Source organism: Marinomonas flavescens, from assembly GCF_004352835.1.
GTDB lineage: Bacteria > Pseudomonadota > Gammaproteobacteria > Pseudomonadales > Marinomonadaceae > Marinomonas > Marinomonas flavescens.
In genome coordinates this window covers 252074-271625 of record NZ_SJSB01000004.1, presented here as the reverse complement: position 1 = coordinate 271625, position 19552 = coordinate 252074, and the positions used below count along the sequence as shown (strand labels likewise).

The window sequence follows — 19552 nt, the reverse complement described above, 5'->3', positions numbered from 1 at the left end:
GAAATAATTTTAGTAATTTTAAGCGGAGAGATTAATACTTTTTTTAGCCGCAATAGAGTCTCGATCCTCTATCCAACTGGTTAACCTATCCATATTATCAAGCCCTTTCGTACTGATAACCTCAATGCTTCCTTTGGTGACACTAGACAAGAATGCGGGGAATTGAGTTGGGTATGTTTGATTTAAGCGTCGCACTAGCTGAGCAACAACGCCTTCACTAGGCTCTATAATTTCACAATCAGGACCAAGCTCTACAGCAAATAACTTCTTTATTAAGGGGTAATGCGTACAGGCCAACACTAAGGTATCAATGCCTGATTCAATCATTTCAAGGCACAGATTTTTGACTGTTTCTTCTACTGTCACTTTTGATTGCGGCCAAGCATCAATATCAAAAGCTAACGTGGAACTAGACATAATGTGAACATTACTGTCTTCACGCCACAAGGAAATAAGTTCTTTAAGTCGCTGACTATGAGCCGTAAGTGGCGTTGCCAATACAGCAACATGCCTTGTCTTACTCACCCTAAAGGCAGGCTTAACTGCTGGCTCGACGCCAATGACTGGCAAAGCAATTCTAGCCCGCAATGCATCGATAGCAATCACAGTGGCGGTATTGCACGCAACCACAATAGCATCCACATTTTGGCTCTCGAAAAAACAGCCAATACTAACGACTCGTGATTGAATATCTGCCGGGCTTCTCTCACCGTAAGGTGCAAAAAACTCATCCGCGAGATAAACCAAATCAAGCATAGGGATTTTCTGACGAATCGTATTCAGAATCGTTATCCCTCCCGCACCTGAGTCCATCACCCCTATTTTCAAGAGAACGCCTCTGTATCACTTGAAGTCACATTGAAAGCATCAGGCAACTCTACTGGTTCTCTTTCTAACCAGACGCCATAACGATCGAAGACAGATTGCTTTATTAAAGCCTCTAATTCCAACAAGGGTGGTGCTTGGTTTTCAGAGTAATTAACCAGAACCAATGCCTGATGCTCATAAACCCCAACACCTTGGTGACGAATGCCTTTCCAACCTGCTTGGTCAATCATCCACCCCGCCGCCAGCTTGTAGCCACCGGCAAAAGAAAAAGACACTAATTCTGGAAAAATAAGCTTAAGTTGATCATGCTTTTCGACACTGACAATAGGGTTCTTAAAGAAGCTTCCTGCATTGGCAATAATATTAGGATCAGGAAGCTTGCTACGACGCAAGGAGCATACTGCCTCGAATACCGATTCAAGCGTTAACTCACCTTCAATCTTCCCCTTCAACCCTCCGTAGCTAAGGATAAACTGAGACGAACGAGATAAGCGCATCTCGACAGCAGTAATAATATAGCGCCCTTTCCATTTCCCTTTAAAGTGACTATCACGATATGCAAAGCCACATTCCTTAGCAAGCAACCACAGCAATTCGCCACTTATTAGATCCAAAACCTGTATTCGTTCGAGAACATCCTTGGCTTCAACACCATAAGCACCAATATTTTGCACTGGCGCAGCCCCTACTGTTCCCGGAATAAGCGCTAAATTTTCTAGCCCAAACCACCCTTTATGAACGGTAAAGTCGACAAGATGATGCCAGTTTTCACCCGCTGACACACTTAAAATCAAGTTGTCGCCTTCATCTCGTACAAGTTGCTTTCCCTGTAATCTGTTAACGATAACCAGCCCTGAAATATCATTACGGATAAGTAGATTACTACCGCCACCAATAATAGTAATGGGTATTTCACTGGCCTTCGCCCAAGCAATGGCGGCCTTCAGAGAAACAAGGTCTTCTACTAAAGCAAAATATTGCGCCTGATAAGAAAACTTGAAGGTATTAAAAGGAGAAAGAGAAACATCTGTTTGAATTAAGTCCGGCATGTCACCGATTATTTTTTCTCGAATATTCATTATGAACGATGTAGATCCTGTTCAGACGACATAAGATGATTAATAAAACTTTCCGCTATTACTTGCAACTTGTCCCTCATCTTAATAAAGCCATCTTGCTCGCCATAATAAGGATCTTGAACTTCACCAAAAGTAACATCAGGACAGTACTGTCCAAATAAAACGACTTTAGCTTTGCTGCATTCAGGTTGAATTTTTTGTAAGTTTGAAAGATTTTCTGCATCCATTGCCAAAATCCAATCAAAACACTCAAAATCCTCTAACGAAATTTGACGAGCATGTTGACCTGAAATATCAACGCCAACCTCTGATAACACCTGAATTGAACGTGAGTCTGGGGAATGCCCTATGTGATAAGCCGCTGTACCTGCTGAATCCACCTCTAAAGCCAATCCCTTATAAGATTCAGCTGTAGATTGTAAAATCCCCTGAGCGGCTGGTGAACGACAAATATTCCCCAAACAAACAGTCAGTATTTTGACCTTTTTCACTTTGCTGAGCCTGAATCCAATCTTTCTTCAGCATTTAATGTGCGAGCCTCTGTCTCCAAAAGGACAGGAATGCCATCACGAACAGGATACGCCATACCACCCGCCTTGCTTATCAACTCAGTACCATCTTCACTTAACGTCAGTGGCGCTTTAGTCACAGGGCAAACCAAAATATCTAATAAAACTTTATTCATGTCGTTTCTCATTGTTAATATGCTGTAATTTTTGTAGAAATGTTGCTGTAAATGCCTCTGGTAACGCTAACGAGACAGGCAAATACCAAATATCTAAATTTTTTATCGCTAAGGCCTGACACTTTACGGCGTCTTTCTCTGTCATAATGACACGCCCATGCTCTGGAATATCATTTTCAATGTAGTTATGATGATCACCAAACCAACAAACTGATTTGGGTTTATTTAACCCCAACGCTTTTAGTGTCACTAAAAAACGATCTGGGTTACCAATTCCTGCCATTATGTGCCAATCCTGATCTTCACGAAAAGCGTCAATAAAAGACAATTCTCTTTTGCCGTCAAGCGACACCAAGTTTGAAGAAGAAAGAGAGGCAATTAAAACAGCTCGATTAAGATCAGACAATATTTGTGTCATGCCATCTGTAACACTCATGACGTAATCAACACTATCCAGTCGACTGATAGGTTCACGTAATGGACCAACTGGCAATAGCTGACCATTGCCAAGCCCTCTTTGTGCGTCCACCATAGCAATTTCAATATCCCGATTTAGACCGTAGTGCTGCATCCCATCATCACAAACAATGACATCTACGTCAGTAGTAGCAAGTAACTGCTTAATCGCTTCTGCTCGCTGAGGGAAAACAACAACAGGACATTGCGTCCTGCGGGCAAGCATAACGGGTTCATCACCAACCTGAGAAGCCAAACTGTCTGAATTAACCGCAATGGGATTAATCAGCTTAACGCCATGACCACGCGAAATAATCCCAGGTTTAAATCCATGACCAATCAGGAATTTACATAACGCCACAACCATTGGTGATTTTCCAGTCCCACCAACGCTGATATTGCCCACGATAACGACAGGAATCGGCGCAGTATAAGATTGATTGGGATTCGCTAAAAATGCAGCCCTTTTTTTTTGAATCGCATTCTTAATGAAAGGCATAAAAGGAGAAAATACCTTCGTCCAAGGACAGCTTCCATACCAAGCACGCAGAAATAACGACTCTACATTCACTTAGTTTGCTCGCTTTGTGCAGTATGAGCAATTTTAGCGATACCTAGTTGCGCAGCGGCATCGTAAATTTTAAGCACCATTTCATAAGGCGCTTTAGCATCAGCCGTGATAATAAGAGGACGCTTAGTGTCACCTTGCGAGACTTCTTGAATGCCTTTAACTAACGTGTCTACTTTCTCATTAATTAAAGTTCTGCCGTTAATCACATATTGGCCATCACTGGTAATGACAATTTCGACATCCTGACTTCGATTGGCCATTGCCTGCCCACTGGTTGCGGATGGCAAGTCTATCGTTAACTCAGAACTGTGATTAAACGTGGTACTGACCATAAAAAAAATCAGCAACAAAAAAACGACGTCAATCAAAGGCGTTAAATTGATTTGTACGTCATCTATTTTTTGACGACGAAATTTCACTTACTTACTCCCGACTTCGAATCTCTGTCGCCATGTAATGCGTCAGTTAACTTGGTCGATTGCTGTTCCATGCTAACAACAAGATCATCTATTCTACGACTGAAAAAACGATGGAAAACTAAGGCGGGAATAGCAACACCAAGACCCGCAGCAGTAGTTAAGAGCGCTTCAGAAATACCACCCGCTAATAAAGAAGTATTACCTGCACCATGTTCCATTAGAACAGAAAACACTTTTATCATACCCACAACAGTCCCCAGCAAACCAAGCAATGGAGAGACCGCTGCGATGGTACCAAGACTGCTCATGAATCTTTCTAAATCATGTATGACATGGCTTGCCTCGCCTTGCATGCTTTCCTTCATGGTCGTACGGCCGTGCTTTGAGTTCATTAAACCCGCCGCAAAAATAGAAGATAGACCAATTTGGGCTTGCATAGAGCGAATATAATCAAGAGACATTCTGTCATCGCGCAAGCGTGACATAACATCAAGTAACAAATTTTTCGGTGCGACTCGCGACTTCCGTAATGTCCAAAAGCGTTCAATGATGATTGCTAGCGTAAGAATAGAACAGGCCAATAAAGGCCACATGAAAAAACCACCAGTTTGAATAAAGGTTAACACCGCGAACTCCCTTTTAAATGTGATGTTAATTTAACATAAACTCTAACGTTTCAACACGCTTACAAGCGTCAGATTTAAAGAGAAAAATCGAAAAAGAACAGGCTAAGTGGCGAATCGAGACGCGGTTATTGTATTGACGAAATAGCAACGATTCACCAGACTCTATAGAAAGCCAATGTATATTTAAGCCTTTGAGCATGGATTGTAACGACTCCGATGGCTTGCTTTTAAGTAATACCCAATCAATGTTATTTTTCAGAAGATTTGAAGGAGAAAGCTCCTCTAGATTTCTGGCTAGCAATATTACCGGATAATCTCGTTTATTTGCGTCGTTTAGCGGTGTTATCAAGCGCTTAGATAAATCATGCTTTGACCAATTACTCGAGTTCTCAATGTCATAATCACGTTCAAAAACCAGCTCATTGCCGTTATTAACTATACGAGACTGATACCCAGAGACATCATCCCTTGGCAACAAAAGCACACACCAAATGAGTAACACACACCCTATTCCTCTCTTTAATGGCGCTTGCCAAACCCAAAAAACAACCATACACAGCAACATAACTTTAGTGGTGCTATTGAGGTAAGTATCAAAAGCCAACATAGGCAGAGTAAAAGCCAAATACTCTAGTAAGCTGACAACCAAAACAATGCCGCTATCTAAAACGTAATACAAATAGGATGTTTGTATTAATAGCGCCTCAACACTGGCTAAAATTCCAATCGGAAACCATAAAAAAGCAGCCAATGGAATCATCAACAAATTCACTGGAATTGAGAGAATCGAAATAGACAGTTGCCACCCCCAGATGAGCACCATTGAGGCAGTAGAAAGCATAAGCTGGAGAAGTAAAAAACGCGACCAGCGCCTAGCTGGTTGACTAAATGCAATAAGAAAACAGACCAAACTAAATGACAGCCATAAACCTGGCTGCAACACCCCTCTTGGATCAAACATCAAAATCCCCCACAAAGCAAAGAGAATGACTTTATAGGGCGATGTCTGTGTAAAAAGCACTTTTGATAATAAATACAGGCTTAACATAATGGCTGCGCGCACCACTGGCGCACCCCAATCTGTCAAATAAGCATAAAAGAATAAAATAGGAATAATGATAATGGCATCAACAGACCAACAATTAACACCAGAAAGCACCCATTTATTGGGTGAAAAACGCCATAAAAAGCGGCTTAACAAACGCCCAAAAACAAATACAAAGCCCGTATGTAGCCCAGACACGACAAATAAATGCGCCAAACCTAGCGATCTAACAATCCATTTGTCTCGATCATCCCAGCCACTATCATCACCAAGCAGCAAAGCCTTTGAAAAACGCCAGCTTGAATAAAAAGACAAAACACCTTCCAGCCGAGCATGTATGTATGACCTGATGGAATGCTCTCTTACCAATGGATTTTGAAATTTTGAATCAGACTGTATATCCAGTTGCGCAGCTTGCCTTTGCGCATAAAGCCTCTGCTCCAACCAACTACCGTCTTTGGAAGCAAGCACAAAACGCTTCAAGGTAACCTCTATTGACGAAGAAGATGCTTGTGACAGCGGTTTAATTTGAACATTATTAAAATTTTGTTTGCCGCCCTCAATATGACTTAATCTTACTAAAAAAAATCTTTCGTCAATCTTCTCAAGTGCCGCCACGTCACTCACATAAAGCTGGTTTAACTCTGGGCTAAAGCGCATTGGCAGATTTTTATCAAAAGAAATGTCGATGACATTATCTACTTCACTAAGATATACAACAATCAGGGAAACAAAGGTCAAAAGTAGCATCAAGAAACGATGTGTACAGATTAAATAGAGACACACCAGAATGATATGAGTAGAATACAGCCACATATATTCAGTTGGCACCAAAATGGCGCCAATCAAGATTAAAACACTTAGTAACATAAGACCTCCGTGTCTTAGATTGCTAACCTGACTTATACTTGCTTATGCCGAAGCGTTACATAAAAAAATTCATCCCAAATCCAGAAAAATTAAAAGAAAACAAAGCGCTTAAATTATTAGGAACACAGATTTACGAGCCTGATCTATGGCACTTAAATAGACGCTCTGTCGCCAAAGCTTTTTTTAATGGTTTGTTTTGGGCATTTATTCCAATGCCATTTCAAATGGTCGTATCTGCTCTGCTGGCCATTCCATTGCGAGCTAATATTCCATTGTCCATTGCGCTTGTTTGGATTACTAACCCACTCACCATGCCGTTTGTTTTCTACTTTAATTATAAAGTGGGCACCATGATTGTTGGCGGAGACAAAGGGAAAGACTTCCATCTTTCTGTCGCGTGGATATGGGCGAAATTAGAGCACATATGGCTCCCCTTATACGTAGGCTCCGTAGTATCAGGATTAGTATTTGGCGCTATTGCATATATGACTATCTTGATAGTTTGGCGACTTCACGTAATAAAACGCTGGAAAGAACGAAAACTAAGAAGACGCTAATATTTTCAAAAAATTTGCCCCACAAAAAAATAAATACCTGATTAACCACTAAGCCAGCGCTAAAACCACGCTGGCTTTTTTATGCCTTGCTACTCCCCTTCGTTAAATTCCAGTACCCCATTACTACCTACTGTTGAGAACCACTGAGGTAAGCTTAGTACATTTCACCCTTAGAGTCCTATATTCAGTCTCTAGAATCATAGCCATGTAGATTTCCTTCAACACACAGACAAATTTCGTGTTACTGACGATCTGACATCTCAGCAATATAAAGAAACAAAAAAAGCCCAAATTCCACAAGGAGTTTGGGCTTTTACATCATATTAACGCTGAGTCTAAGTACAAAACATTGGTGTGATGTTATTTACTCAGCTGAACGATCAACTTATTCATACGACTAACAAAGGTTGCAGGATCTTCAAGCTGACCACCTTCAGATAACGTTGCTTGCTCAAACAACAACCAAGTCATGTCAGAGAAACGCTCTTCATCGGATTCAGAATCCATTTTCGCCACAATTGGGTGATCAGGATTCACTTCTAGACTTGGCTTAGAGTCTGGCAATTGCTGACCCGCTTGCTCAAGCAAACGACGCATTTGCAAGCCCATGTCATTCTCACCAACCACAAGACACGCAGGAGAGCTGGTTAGACGATCGGTGCTCTTAACATCCGCGACTTTTCCATCCAATACTTTTTTCATGCGCTCAAGCAAAGGCTTGATATGCTCCGCCTTCTCTTCTTTCTCTTTCTTCGCTTCTTCACTGTCGTCTTCAGCGATGTCCAGCTTGCCTTTGGTCACATCTTGGAAAGATTTGCCATCAAACTCTTGTAGAGAAGACATCATCCATTCGTCGATACGATCACTCAATAGAAGCACTTCGTAGCCTTTCTTACGAAGAATTTCTAAGTGAGGGCTGTTTTTCGCCGTGTTATGGCTTTCAGCGTAGATGTAGTAAATCTTATCTTGGCCTTCTGTCATGCGCTCAATGTAGTCAGCCAAAGACACTGTTTGCTCTGGTGCATCGGTTTTCGTCGTACTGAAACGAATTAATGCAGCAATTTTGTCTTTGTTGCCCATGTCATCTGCAGGGCCTTCTTTGATTACATTACCGAATTCATCCCAGAATTTTTGGTAATCTTCTGGCTCGTTTTTCGCCATTTTCGCCAGCATATCCAATACGCGTTTCGTCAATGCTGAACGCATAGAATCAACCGCGTGGTCGTTCTGTAAGATTTCACGAGACACATTCAAAGACAAATCGTTTGAATCCACCACACCTTTTACGAATCGCATGTAAGGAGGTAGGAAGGCTTCGGCTTCATCCATGATGAAAACACGTTGCACGTAGAGCTTTAGACCACGCTGCATGTCGCGGTTCCAAAGGTCATACGGCGCTTTGGATGGAATGTACAATAAGCTTGTGTATTCCAACTTACCTTCGACTTTGTTATGTGACCATTTCAAAGGCGCTTGATAGTCATGAGAAACGTGCTTGTAAAACTCTTCGTACTCTTCTTTGGTGACGTCGTTACGAGGACGAGTCCACAAAGCTTTTGCAGAGTTCACTGCTTCAAATTCAGGCGCCTTGGTTTCATCAACAGGTTTTGGATTGCCTTCTTCGTCCATTTCTGGGTAAACCGGCTTTTCCATTTCCACAGGGATAGAAATGTGATCTGAGTATTTAGTCACCAAAGAACGAAGACGGAAATTATCCGCGAAGTCTTTTTCGTCTGCTTTCAAGTGCAAAGTAATGCGTGTACCGCGAGTGGCTTTGTCGATGTTTTCAATAGTGAATTCACCAGAACCATCAGACACCCAGCGTACTGCTTCGTTTTCAGTGGCACCAGCACGACGTGTTTCTACTGTGACTTTATCTGCAACAATGAAAGCAGAGTAAAAGCCCACACCGAATTGACCGATCAATTGGCTGTCTTTTTTCTGGTCGCCACTTAATTGCTCTAGAAAAGAAGAAGTACCAGACTTAGCAATGGTACCTAAGTTAGTAATGGCTTCTTCACGAGACATACCCACGCCGTTGTCATCGATAATGACGGTGTTCGTGTCTTTATCAAATTCAATGCGCACACGTAGATTTGGATCTTCAGCGAGAAGGTCTGCGTTAGCGACAGACTCAAAGCGAAGCTTGTCTACTGCGTCAGACGCATTAGAAATGAGCTCTCTTAGAAAAATTTCTTTGTTGGAGTACAAAGAGTGGATCATCAAATGAAGTAGTTGTTTTACCTCTGTTTGGAATCCTAACGTTTCTTTTTGAGTATCAGTTGCCATGTTATAGCTTGCTCCTATTTGAATGAACCCTCAGATAAAACCAAGGGTGTATTTCTTAATACTTGTGCAATCTAAATAAAGCCTCTTCAACGAATTTCAAGAGGCGTATTTATAAAAAAGAAGCAAAAACCATAAAATACAGCATTCTAGAAGCCCGCTGCCCAGCAGGAAGGGATATATCAGGAGAATTCGGTGTTTTTTCGTACTAGCGTCAAACCATCACCAATGGGAATCAAAGACAACTCGACCTCAGCGTCCTGATGAATGGTTTTGTTTAACTCACGTACCACACAGGTGTCTTTGTCATCAAACGCCTCGTCGGCCACATTGCCCCACCACAAGGTATTGTCGATCAATAGACAGCCACCAGGGCGCAGCAATTGCTTGGCTAAATGGTAGTACGCCAGTAAGTTCTTTTTATCCGCATCAATAAAAATGAAATCAAAGGTGCCCGCTTCATCCAGCAAAGATTCAAGCACTGGCAACGCCTTATCGCAATAAGTAGTGACGCGATCCAGAACGCCCGCTTCCTCCAAATAACGAGACGCAATGTCCAGCCACATCTGCTTCTTTTCAATCGCAACTAGTCTGGCATTGTCAGGCATCGCCATCGCCATCGATAAGGTGCTGTAGCCGGTAAAGACGCCAATTTCTAATAATTTTTTCGGCGCTTGCAGCTTAACCAGCAAACTCAACAATTGCCCGACTTCGGGAGAAAGTTGCATTCTGGCCATATGATATTGGGCGGTTTCACGTCGTAAGGCTTTTAATATGTCGCTCTCACGGACGGAGACATCGATTAAATATTGATACAACCTGTCATCAACCTTAACAGTACGGTTGGTGGGGGTGTCATGATCGGGTAATGGTTTAGGAAAATTAGGAAGCATGGGATTTAATAACGAGCCCTCGACTCAATGTTTTAAAAGTTTTTGATCTGAATTCTCGACGGTATAAAACAGCAACAACCATAACACTCGCCGCCATGCAGAAATATGGCCCAAGAAACCAAGCACTAAACGCCATGGAAAAATAGAATGCTCGCAACCCGTAATTAAACTGATTGGCCGCCAAACTGCATATTTGCGCCATATACATGGCATACAGCTCCCGCTCACTATCTTCAATACCGCGTTCAGTCGCCAATGGCGCACTACCCACTAATACTGAGCAAAAGTTATATTGTCGAACCGACCAAGTAAAGGTAAAAAAGGCATAGGCAAAAATCAGCACTAGCACAATGATTTTAAGTTCCCATTCTTGGCGACTACCCGGCGCCATTAAATAAAAGTCCGACAAGACTTCAAGCGCCTCACTGGAATACTTAAAGCCAGCAAATAAACCGGCAATAATCAGCAATGAACTCGAGGCAAAAAACAAACTACTTCTTTCTAGGTTCGCCATAACGGACGCATCAGCAATGCGATTATCACGCCTTAATAAGCGCGACATCCACGCCAGCCGAAATTGATGCAACACACTCACAAGACAAGGACGGCGCTTAGCGTTATAAGTCGCATAAAAAGCATAACCACCCCAACAGGCAATAAATACAAATAAGGTAACAAGATCAAGGGGGTCAAGAAGCGAAGAAACTGAGCTGCTTTCCATTTTGAAACTCTATCTAAAGGCGAATAAAAGAGGATCTTTATTAAATCACTTTTTGTGTGCTTTGTCCTTGGTAGGGCGGGCAATAGCCAAAAAGAAAGCCGTTGCTACCCACTCAAATAAAATTAAAAAACCTTGCATTACAGCTAGATATAAGTATTATGCACGCGTCAACACGACATGCGGATGTGGTGGAATTGGTAGACACGCTGGATTTAGGTTCCAGTGCTTCACGGCGTGAGAGTTCGAGTCTCTCCATCCGCACCACTTAATACCTCTCTTAGTAACTTCTCGATCTGTCTTATCCATAAATACTTCCACACCTTCTAAACAACTTATCGCCACCAGCCCTGAATATATTTTAAAGATGCATTCAACCCTTGGCTAACGCTCAGTTTTTCACATAAAAAAAGCCAAGCCCATTACTGAACTCGACCTTTCTTTCCATTCTTTTCGCTCTATTGTTTAGCGCCTTGCAGACACTATTTCAACTTCCAATTCACTTGCTTGCCAGCAAAGAAAGGCACAATTGAATCACCATTTGGCAAAACAATGCTATCAGGCACTTGCCACGCTTCTTTTACCAAGGTGACAGTTTGTGTATTTCGAGGCAAGCCGTAAAAATCAGCACCATGCAAGCTAGCAAAGCCTTCTAACTTATCCAACGCATCTAGCTCATCAAACACTTGCGTGTAAAGCTCAAGGGCAGACCAAGCACTGTAACAACCAGCACAGCCACAATCTGACTCTTTACGATGCTTCGCATGTGGCGCCGAATCTGTCCCTAAGAAAAACTTAGGAGAGCCAGATTTCACCACGGCACGCAGTGCCTCTTGGTGAGTGCTGCGCTTTAACACTGGAAGGCAGTAATTATGTGGACGCATGCCGCCATCCAGCATGTCGTTGCGGTTCAATAACAAATGCTGAGGGGTGATAGTCGCTGCAACACCATCACGGGCCGCCAACACAAAATCGGCCGCGTCTTTCGTTGTAATATGCTCGAATACCACCTTCAGGTTTGGTACTCGCTCAACAATATTAACCATATGCTGATCGATAAACTCTTTTTCACGATCAAAAATATCAATGTGCTTTTGCGTCACTTCACCGTGAATCAGTAACAACATGTCGTTGTCCGCTAACGCCTCAAACACGGGATACAATGACTCTAGGGAATTCACACCTGAGTCGGAATTCGTGGTCGCGCCAGCTGGATACATTTTAGCCGCCAATACACCGGCCTTTTTTGCGTCCTGAATATCTTCCACCGAGGTTTTATCAGTAAGATAGATCGTCATCACAGGCGTGAAGGTGCTCCCTTCAGGTCGAGCCGCTAGAATGCGCTCTTGGTAGCTCAATGCCAACGCCGCTGTGGTCACAGGTGGCACAAGATTCGGCATCACCACCGCACGCTCAAAACAGCGCGCCGTGGCCGGTACGGTTTCTAGCAGCATGTCGTCATCGCGAAAATGTAGATGCCAATCATCTGGCTTGATTATAGTAATTTCGTTCATCACAGGCCTTTTGGTCAAAAAAAGAAAGCAAAAAGATTCTAACAGATTCACAACACAGAGACAGCGTAAAGCAGAGCATGGCTCTTTTCATACAGCTATAAAGACCTTCATCTCGTCAATAAACACCTTTATCCAATCATAAAAGCTTTTACCTAGCCATAAAAAAAGGCCGAGCAACATAATTGCTCAGCCTTTTTAAAATATCACGCTACAAAACAGGATTAGCTGTCTTTGCGAGGTGCTCTTGGACGACGATCACCACGATTATTATCGCGATTAGCCGGACGACGGCGATCACCAGAACCATTGCTGCTTGGACGACGACGCGCTGGCGCTGCCGCAAGCTTGTTCAATGCATCCGCATCTTCAAGTTTAGCAATCTCAGAACGCTGACCACAAATGCGGGTCTTGTTCAGCTTATCGATCGCTTCTGCTTTAAGATTTGTTGGCAAATCAACCGTTGCAAAGTTTTCGTAGATTTCGATATGACCAATGTAACGGCTTTCGATGTCCGCTTCATTCGCAATCGCGCCTACAATGTTACCAGGCTTAACGCCATCACTGTAACCAACTTGAACCACATAACGAGTCATCTCGGTATTTGGATCGTCTTTCAATGGCATCGCATCTTTAGTAACTGGACGCTGTTTGCGTTCACGAGGCGCGCGATCTGGACGATCTCCACGGTCTCCTCGATCACCACGATCTGGACGATCGCTACGCTCAGAACGTTCGCGACGCTCTTGACGCACTTCCATCTCAGACAATAGCAAAGGATTTTTACCCTGAGCCATATGGGCCAAAGCAGCGGCCATTTTCAACGGATCAACTTCGTTTTCTTTCTGGTAGCTTTCTACAAGCTCCAAGAAGAAATCTAGGTTCTCATTATCCATTGTGTCTGTAATGCGCTGTTTGAAACGACTTACACGCTGCTCATTAATATCAGAAGCAGTAGGTAAATTCATTTTCTCAATCGGCTGACGAGTCGCACGCTCAATAGCTTGCAACATACGACGTTCGCGTTGAGCAACAAACAAGATCGCAGTACCAGAACGACCAGCACGACCAGTACGACCGATACGGTGAACATAAGACTCTGTATCGTATGGAATGTCGTAGTTGACTACGTGACTAACACGCTCAACATCCAAACCACGCGCCACAACGTCTGTCGCAACAAGAATGTCGATTTGACCTTTCTTGATACGATCAACCGTACGCTCACGTAAATTCTGGCTAATGTCACCATTCAAGGCTTCACAAGCATGACCACGAGCCGTTAGCTTCTCAGCCAATTCAACTGTCGCCGCTTTAGTACGAACAAAGATGATCATGCCATCGTGTTCGCTCATCTCAAGAATACGAGTCAAGGCGTCTAGCTTATGCAGACCACTTACTTGCCAGTATTTTTGAGTAATTGTTGTTGCTGTCGATGTTTTCGTAACAATTTTAATTTCTTTAGGGTTCGTTAGGTGACGGTTAGCCACTTGACGAATCACTGCAGGCATCGTTGCAGAAAACAAAGCAATTTGACGAGTTGGTGGAGTCTGTTCAAGAACCCATTCAACATCATCGATAAAGCCCATGCGTAACATTTCATCGGCTTCATCAAGAACTAGCGCTTTAAGACCATCTAGTTTTAATGTTTTACGACGAATATGGTCCATCACACGACCAGGCGTACCAACAACAACTTGAACGCCACGCTTTAGCTGACGAAGTTGAGTGTCGTATGACATGCCGCCGTAAATTGGCAAAACATGAAAATCTGGAAGATGGCGAGCGTACGTTTGAAATGCTTCAGCAACCTGAATAGCAAGTTCACGTGTTGGAGCCAATACAAGTAGTTGTGTCGTTTTGTCTGTAACGTCTATGCGAGACAGTAGCGGTAGCGCGAACGCTGCCGTCTTACCAGTACCCGTCTGCGCTTGCCCCAGAAGATCACGACCTTCTAGTAAATATGGAATACTTTGCGCTTGGATAGCTGAGGGTTGCTCATAACCGAGATCGGCAACCGCTTTAAGAACAGGGGCAATTAAGCCCAACGAATCAAATGTAGGCTGAATTTCAGCGTCAGACATGTAAATGTGTACCTTTTTTGGTGGGAGCAAGGCCTGTAACAATTTACATGCCTTAACGAAATTTTTTCTGGATATTCTCTGAGGAAAACCTGATCGCGAATTATATACAATTTAAATAAATTTAGCCAGTATACAAAAAGCAGAACAATTACTAGAGAACCCATACGTTCACGTATTGATGCTAATACAAAATAGTTATTTAAATACTTAATAGCCAAGCATTATCTAAACAGACGCACCATTTATGATGCCGACGTCAAACAGCTGCTAAAAACTTAAGCATGATAATCAAATATTAAAAACATCACTAATAATAAAATATTAGTATACGAGTAGGCGTTCAGGACTGGAGTATAAGGTGGCACCTCTACCAGCCGCACCTCGGCACACAAATCCATCGCTGTGGCTGCTTCCTTCCGGATCTGACCAGATTAACGACTTATTGTTGCGAGGGGACCAGCAGAGACACCATAAAGGAGGCCTGTTGACCTTGGAGCCGAATTATACGCAGCTATTATGAAATATCAACAACTTTTGCTACGTTTTTCAAATGCTTAGCAAAAAAGCATTTTCGCCCACTGATTTGAACGCTTTATAAACACCACCCTACCCCTTGCGGGGTTTAAAATTAGTACCCGTTTCGCTATTTACGCTAATATATTCGCCATTATATTTATAGGAGTGACTGCTTGAAGTTGTTTGTTGAAAACCTGACCCATGTTGACCTGTCTTACTTTGACGCTGAAAGAGGCCTTTTAGGTGAAAGCTGGCAGGCCGATATCACACTAACGGGCAAACTAAATGATGAAAGCATGATATGTGATTTCAGCATCGTAAAAAAGCGCATTAAAAAATGGCTAGATGAAAACATTGACCACATGCTGGTTGTGCCAGCAGAGCATAAAAACTCAACCATAACCACACTCAACAACAACCGAGTATCGTTTCAATTCAAACACGATGACGGTCGACACTTTCAGTGTGACGCCCCTACTCAAGCCATCTGCGCATTGCCAACAGACACAGTCACACCAGAAAACGCTGCCAGATGGATTGAATCTAAAATATTAGATTTATTGCCAGTCGAATTGGAGGCCATCAGCCTACAACTTTCATCAGAACGCATTGATGGTGCGCAGTATCAATATAGCCACGGATTAAAAAAGCATGCAGGAAATTGCCAGCGTATTGCTCATGGTCATCGATCAACCATTAAAATCTATCTAGATGGCATCCGCTCGCCTTCTTTAGAGCAAAACTGGGCGCAGCGCTGGAAAGACATTTACCTAGGCACAGATGAAGACTTACTTGGCATTATTCAAAAAGAGAGCAAACAGTATCACCACTTTGCTTATGAAAGCGCCCAAGGTCTTTTTGAGCTTAAAATCGACAGCAAACAAGTCTATATGATTAATGAAGACACCACAGTAGAGTCTCTTTCTGCACACATAGCAGGCATATTGGCTACAGAAAACCCTGGCAAGCACCTCGAAGTTTATGCCTTTGAAGGCATTGGCAAAGGTGCTATTTCAGAAAAACAAACAGCAGCATAACTAACATCAACAGAGCTAACATCAACAGAGCTAACATCAACAGAGCTAACATCAACAGAGCTAACATCAACAGAACAGGAAACACAGCATGAGTTTGAAAGCGTTTGAAACAATGAACAAAGGCGAGAACATCCCCTTAGAAGAGGTGCTTGCCAATTTAAAAACAGACGATGCCGGCTTAATTGCCACCATAGCCCAGCAGCATGACACCGGCGAAGTTCTAATGCTTGCTTATATGAATGAAAAGTCGATTCGTGAAACACTAGCAACAGGTCAAGTCTGCTACTGGTCTCGATCACGCCAAACTTACTGGCGCAAAGGTGAAAGCTCTGGACATCGTCAAACCTTAGTTTCTATGTCATTTGATTGCGACGGTGATTGCATATTGCTGCAAGTAAACCAAAACGGCCCCGCTTGCCACACAAATCGTAGGGATTGTTTTTTCTTTCGAGTAAATGGCGATCAGGTCACTATTAACTCCGCACCAGAACAAAACACCTAACAACATTCAAACGCACCATAGAGAAGCGCAGATTAAATTTCATTATTTTGCGCTTCTTTTTCATATAAGCTTTAAACACAAAACCAACCTGCCAAATAACCAGTTTGAAGACATTTCTTATTGAACATAACACTCCCGCCACTGAAAGACGTTATTACTCAGCACCTTTCCTTATGTTCACAAATATTCTGTTCAAATTTCAACCAGATAGACATTCACTGCACACAAGCATTAAACTGATGAAAAGATACAGTTAACCCCTCTATCTCTTGGCATATGTTTTGCTAAATATAAAAAACCATCGTCTCAATAATAACAATTAGGTCAATACATGCTAAATCTGTCTGTACGCTCTAAAATACTTTCTCTTATTGCACTGTTTTCGATAGTGATTATTGGTGTTAGCGTTAATTCCGCCATATCGAGCAAGACTATTTTTTCTGAACTTCAAAGATTATCCACACAAAACTTAGATTTGATGAGTAATCTAGAAAAAAGCCGTCAACTATTACTTCAACAATCAGTCGAATTCGAGCGTGGTTTTTTCCAAGTATCCATTGCTAAATCAATGAATGGTTATGGCACCGAACAAATCAAAGCATCAGAAAATAATTTCAAAAAATACACGGCTGATTTAATGCTGAGCATTAACAATGTAAAAAGCATTTTAGCCACAATGCCAAAAAATAAAGACATCACTGAACTTTTCACAAAAATTAGTAGTTTAGAAGATCAGCAAACCTCTTTTCTTAAATCAAGCACAGAAACCTATACTTGGTGGACTAAATTAAAAACGATGCAAGCAAACAAGTCTCGCCGTGCAGCAGACGCCAGCTTAAAGTCAATAAACACTCAAATGGCAGACATCATTAAAACCATTCACACTTACAACAACAAAGCCATGTTGCAGCAAGAAAGCATAATGAACAAAAGCACCTACGCTAGCGCGATTATCGCCGCTGTGCTTATTGTTGTTGGCATTGTTATCAGCTTAGTGATTGTGAATGGCATCTGCGTCCCTCTTCGTAAGGCTGTTCAACGCGCAGAAGAAATCGCATCAGGCGAACTCGTACGAAAAGAGTCTCACTCATCGCGTAAAGATGAGATTGGCATGCTTGAAACAGCGATGGATAAATTGGTTTCTCAATTAAGCAGTATTATTAATGAAGTAGCACAATCAAGTAGCATGTTGACAAGTTCTGCTACGGCCTTAAATCGTATTACCGATGAATCGTCTGAAATGGTTGAACGCCAACAACAAGAAACATCGCAAATATCTCAAGCGGTACAAGAAATACAGGCGACTGCTATTCATGTTTCTGAATCTACGAGTGAAGCAAGCCAAGCAGCCCACGATGCTGAACTTGCGGCCAATGAAGGCGCGAAAATTGTTGCAAACACTATTGTCAGCATCCAAGAATTAGCTGAAGATATCGCCAGTTCTGCGACTATAATTAATGAACTGGAAACGAATACCAAAGAAATCAGTAATATTCTTAATGTCATTCTCGGCATCGCAGATCAAACTAACTTATTGGCCTTAAACGCAGCGATAGAAGCGGCACGAGCAGGCGAACAAGGTCGTGGCTTTGCCGTGGTGGCCGACGAAGTAAGACATCTGGCACAAAATACTCAGGATGCCACACAACAAATTGAAAAAATGATCACGCTATTGAACACTGGCACCTCTTCTGCGGTTAAGGCGATGACATCAAGCCATCAGCGTTCAACAGAAGCCGTTAACCAAGTTAAGCATGAGGAAACGTCATTAGAAAATATCAATTTGTCTGTGTCTAAAATACGAGATATGAACGATAGAATTTCCAGCACAGCAGAAGAACAAGCAAGCGTTACTTCAGAAGTTAGCCGCAATGTAACCAACATTACTGACATAGCTTCTAAAACAACGGAATCCATTCACTCTATCAGCGAATCTGCAGAGCAACTAGCCAATTTAGCGACTCAGCTTTCGACCAAGATTAGCTATTTTAAAATGTAATTTTACATAGAAACAATAATCACAAAGGGGAACGCTCCCCTTTCTACTTTAGGAGATTTAAATGTGTCGTTGGATGGCGTATCAAGGTGACTCTGTATACCTTGAGTCATTATTATTTGAACAGGAACACTCTCTTATCCATCAAAGCCTTAGCGCAAAGAAATCCGAAGTGACAGTAAACGCAGATGGCTTTGGATTAGGCTGGTATGACGAACGAGACGAGCCAGGTTTTTATCATGAAATATTACCCGCATGGAGCGACTGCAATTTAAAAAGTCTCGCAAAACACATCAAAAGTGGTTTATTTTTCGCTCATGTTCGAGCCTCTACCGGTACTGCAACCAATCGTTCCAATTGCCATCCGTTTGGCTATAAAAACTGGTTGTTTATGCATAACGGTCAAATTGGTGATTATGAGACATTACGCTGGCAGTTAGACAGATTAATCCCTGAATATCTGTATAACGAACGACGGGGCGCGACCGACTCTGAAGTGATCTTTTTGCTAATGGTGGCCAATGGCTTAGAGAAAAATCCAGAAAAAGCCATTTCAGACACCATCTCTCAAATTCTTAACTTGATGGCACAAAGAAATATCACCGAGCCATTTCGTTTCACTGCTATTTTATCCAATGGCACGGAAATGTTTGCAATACGTTTCTCAAGTGACGATCACGCCCCAAGCTTGTACTGCAAAGAATTTGAAAAGCATATCGTTATTGGCTCTGAGCCGTTAGATCTTTCAAGTGAAGGATGGGCATTGATTCCACAAGGCCATATGGCACGCATTAAAAACAATAAATACCAAGTTGAAGCCTTACCAAACCTCATGAAGATGACCGCTTAAGCGGCCATCTTTTGCTCTATGAC

At 42.4% G+C, this 19552-nt stretch carries 18 protein-coding genes, 1 tRNA gene and 1 other RNA gene; 6 read left to right on the top strand and 14 right to left on the bottom strand.

Annotated elements, in window-relative coordinates; translation table 11 throughout:
- Positions 1–18: 18 nt before the first annotated feature.
- The 8 genes from murI to E0D70_RS06415 form a co-directional block, all read right to left on the bottom strand.
- Entirely contained in the window at positions 19–828 is an 810-nt protein-coding gene (gene murI, locus E0D70_RS06450; protein WP_133011449.1) for a glutamate racemase, read from the bottom strand.
- On the bottom strand, positions 825–1907 hold the full coding sequence (murB, locus tag E0D70_RS06445; RefSeq protein WP_240537009.1) for a UDP-N-acetylmuramate dehydrogenase: 1083 nt from the start codon (positions 1905–1907) through the stop codon (positions 825–827). The genes murI and murB overlap by 4 nt, the downstream gene beginning before the upstream one ends.
- The gene (locus E0D70_RS06440) at positions 1907–2398 is read right to left on the bottom strand and encodes a low molecular weight protein-tyrosine-phosphatase (RefSeq protein WP_133011448.1); all 492 of its coding nucleotides are present in this window, start codon (positions 2396–2398) and stop codon (positions 1907–1909) included. The genes murB and E0D70_RS06440 overlap by 1 nt, the downstream gene beginning before the upstream one ends.
- Entirely contained in the window at positions 2395–2592 is a 198-nt protein-coding gene (locus tag E0D70_RS06435) for a Trm112 family protein (protein ID WP_133011447.1), read from the bottom strand. The genes E0D70_RS06440 and E0D70_RS06435 overlap by 4 nt, the downstream gene beginning before the upstream one ends.
- On the bottom strand, positions 2585–3547 hold the full coding sequence (gene lpxK, locus E0D70_RS06430; RefSeq protein ID WP_240537007.1) for a tetraacyldisaccharide 4'-kinase: 963 nt from the start codon (positions 3545–3547) through the stop codon (positions 2585–2587). The genes E0D70_RS06435 and lpxK overlap by 8 nt, the downstream gene beginning before the upstream one ends.
- Before the next feature lie 68 nt (positions 3548–3615).
- Positions 3616–4038, bottom strand: a complete 423-nt coding sequence (locus tag E0D70_RS06425) for an ExbD/TolR family protein (protein ID WP_133011445.1) — start codon at positions 4036–4038, stop codon at positions 3616–3618.
- Entirely contained in the window at positions 4035–4664 is a 630-nt protein-coding gene (locus E0D70_RS06420) for a MotA/TolQ/ExbB proton channel family protein (protein WP_133011444.1), read from the bottom strand. The genes E0D70_RS06425 and E0D70_RS06420 overlap by 4 nt, the downstream gene beginning before the upstream one ends.
- Positions 4665–4689: 25 nt before the next feature.
- Positions 4690–6579 (bottom strand): ComEC/Rec2 family competence protein, encoded by a 1890-nt coding sequence (locus E0D70_RS06415; RefSeq protein WP_133011443.1) that lies wholly within the window; start codon positions 6577–6579, stop codon positions 4690–4692.
- Positions 6580–6623: 44 nt separating this feature from the next.
- Between E0D70_RS06415 and E0D70_RS06410 the strand changes: the two genes are divergently transcribed.
- A complete protein-coding gene (locus E0D70_RS06410) occupies positions 6624–7136 on the top strand; it encodes a DUF2062 domain-containing protein (protein ID WP_133011442.1) in 513 nt (170 codons plus the stop codon).
- 360 nt (positions 7137–7496) lie between these two features.
- On the opposite strand, the gene htpG is transcribed toward E0D70_RS06410, so the two are convergent.
- The 3 genes from htpG to E0D70_RS06395 form a co-directional block, all read right to left on the bottom strand.
- Positions 7497–9425 carry a molecular chaperone HtpG gene (gene htpG, locus E0D70_RS06405; protein WP_133011441.1) on the bottom strand — a complete coding sequence of 643 codons (1929 nt, stop codon included), beginning with the start codon at positions 9423–9425 and terminating at the stop codon, positions 7497–7499.
- A 179-nt stretch (positions 9426–9604) separates the two neighbouring features.
- The gene (locus E0D70_RS06400; protein WP_133011440.1) at positions 9605–10315 is read right to left on the bottom strand and encodes an O-methyltransferase; all 711 of its coding nucleotides are present in this window, start codon (positions 10313–10315) and stop codon (positions 9605–9607) included.
- The gene (locus tag E0D70_RS06395; protein WP_133011439.1) at positions 10305–11036 is read right to left on the bottom strand and encodes a DUF599 domain-containing protein; all 732 of its coding nucleotides are present in this window, start codon (positions 11034–11036) and stop codon (positions 10305–10307) included. The genes E0D70_RS06400 and E0D70_RS06395 overlap by 11 nt, the downstream gene beginning before the upstream one ends.
- A gap of 179 nt (positions 11037–11215) precedes the next feature.
- On the opposite strand from E0D70_RS06395, the gene E0D70_RS06390 reads away from it, so the two are divergent.
- Positions 11216–11300 (top strand) — tRNA-Leu (locus E0D70_RS06390).
- Between the two features lie 215 nt (positions 11301–11515).
- Here E0D70_RS06390 and pyrC read toward each other — a convergent pair.
- The 3 genes from pyrC to ffs form a co-directional block, all read right to left on the bottom strand.
- On the bottom strand, positions 11516–12547 hold the full coding sequence (pyrC, locus tag E0D70_RS06385) for a dihydroorotase (protein WP_133011438.1): 1032 nt from the start codon (positions 12545–12547) through the stop codon (positions 11516–11518).
- Between the two features lie 221 nt (positions 12548–12768).
- Entirely contained in the window at positions 12769–14628 is a 1860-nt protein-coding gene (locus E0D70_RS06380; RefSeq protein WP_133011437.1) for a DEAD/DEAH box helicase, read from the bottom strand.
- A 365-nt stretch (positions 14629–14993) separates the two neighbouring features.
- An RNA gene (ffs, locus tag E0D70_RS06375) (signal recognition particle sRNA small type) lies at positions 14994–15090 on the bottom strand.
- Positions 15091–15317: 227 nt separating this feature from the next.
- On the opposite strand from ffs, the gene E0D70_RS06370 reads away from it, so the two are divergent.
- The 4 genes from E0D70_RS06370 to E0D70_RS06355 all read left to right on the top strand — a co-directional run bounded on the left by E0D70_RS06370 (position 15318) and on the right by E0D70_RS06355 (position 19529).
- Positions 15318–16181, top strand: coding sequence for a 6-carboxytetrahydropterin synthase (locus E0D70_RS06370; RefSeq protein ID WP_133011436.1), 864 nt, complete (start codon positions 15318–15320; stop codon positions 16179–16181).
- An 88-nt stretch (positions 16182–16269) separates the two neighbouring features.
- Positions 16270–16683 carry a phosphoribosyl-AMP cyclohydrolase gene (hisI, locus tag E0D70_RS06365; RefSeq protein WP_133011435.1) on the top strand — a complete coding sequence of 138 codons (414 nt, stop codon included), beginning with the start codon at positions 16270–16272 and terminating at the stop codon, positions 16681–16683.
- Between the two features lie 331 nt (positions 16684–17014).
- Positions 17015–18682, top strand: a complete 1668-nt coding sequence (locus tag E0D70_RS06360) for a methyl-accepting chemotaxis protein (protein WP_133011434.1) — start codon at positions 17015–17017, stop codon at positions 18680–18682.
- Between the two features lie 61 nt (positions 18683–18743).
- Positions 18744–19529 (top strand): class II glutamine amidotransferase, encoded by a 786-nt coding sequence (locus E0D70_RS06355; protein ID WP_133011433.1) that lies wholly within the window; start codon positions 18744–18746, stop codon positions 19527–19529.
- The last annotated feature ends 23 nt before the right edge of the window (positions 19530–19552 follow it).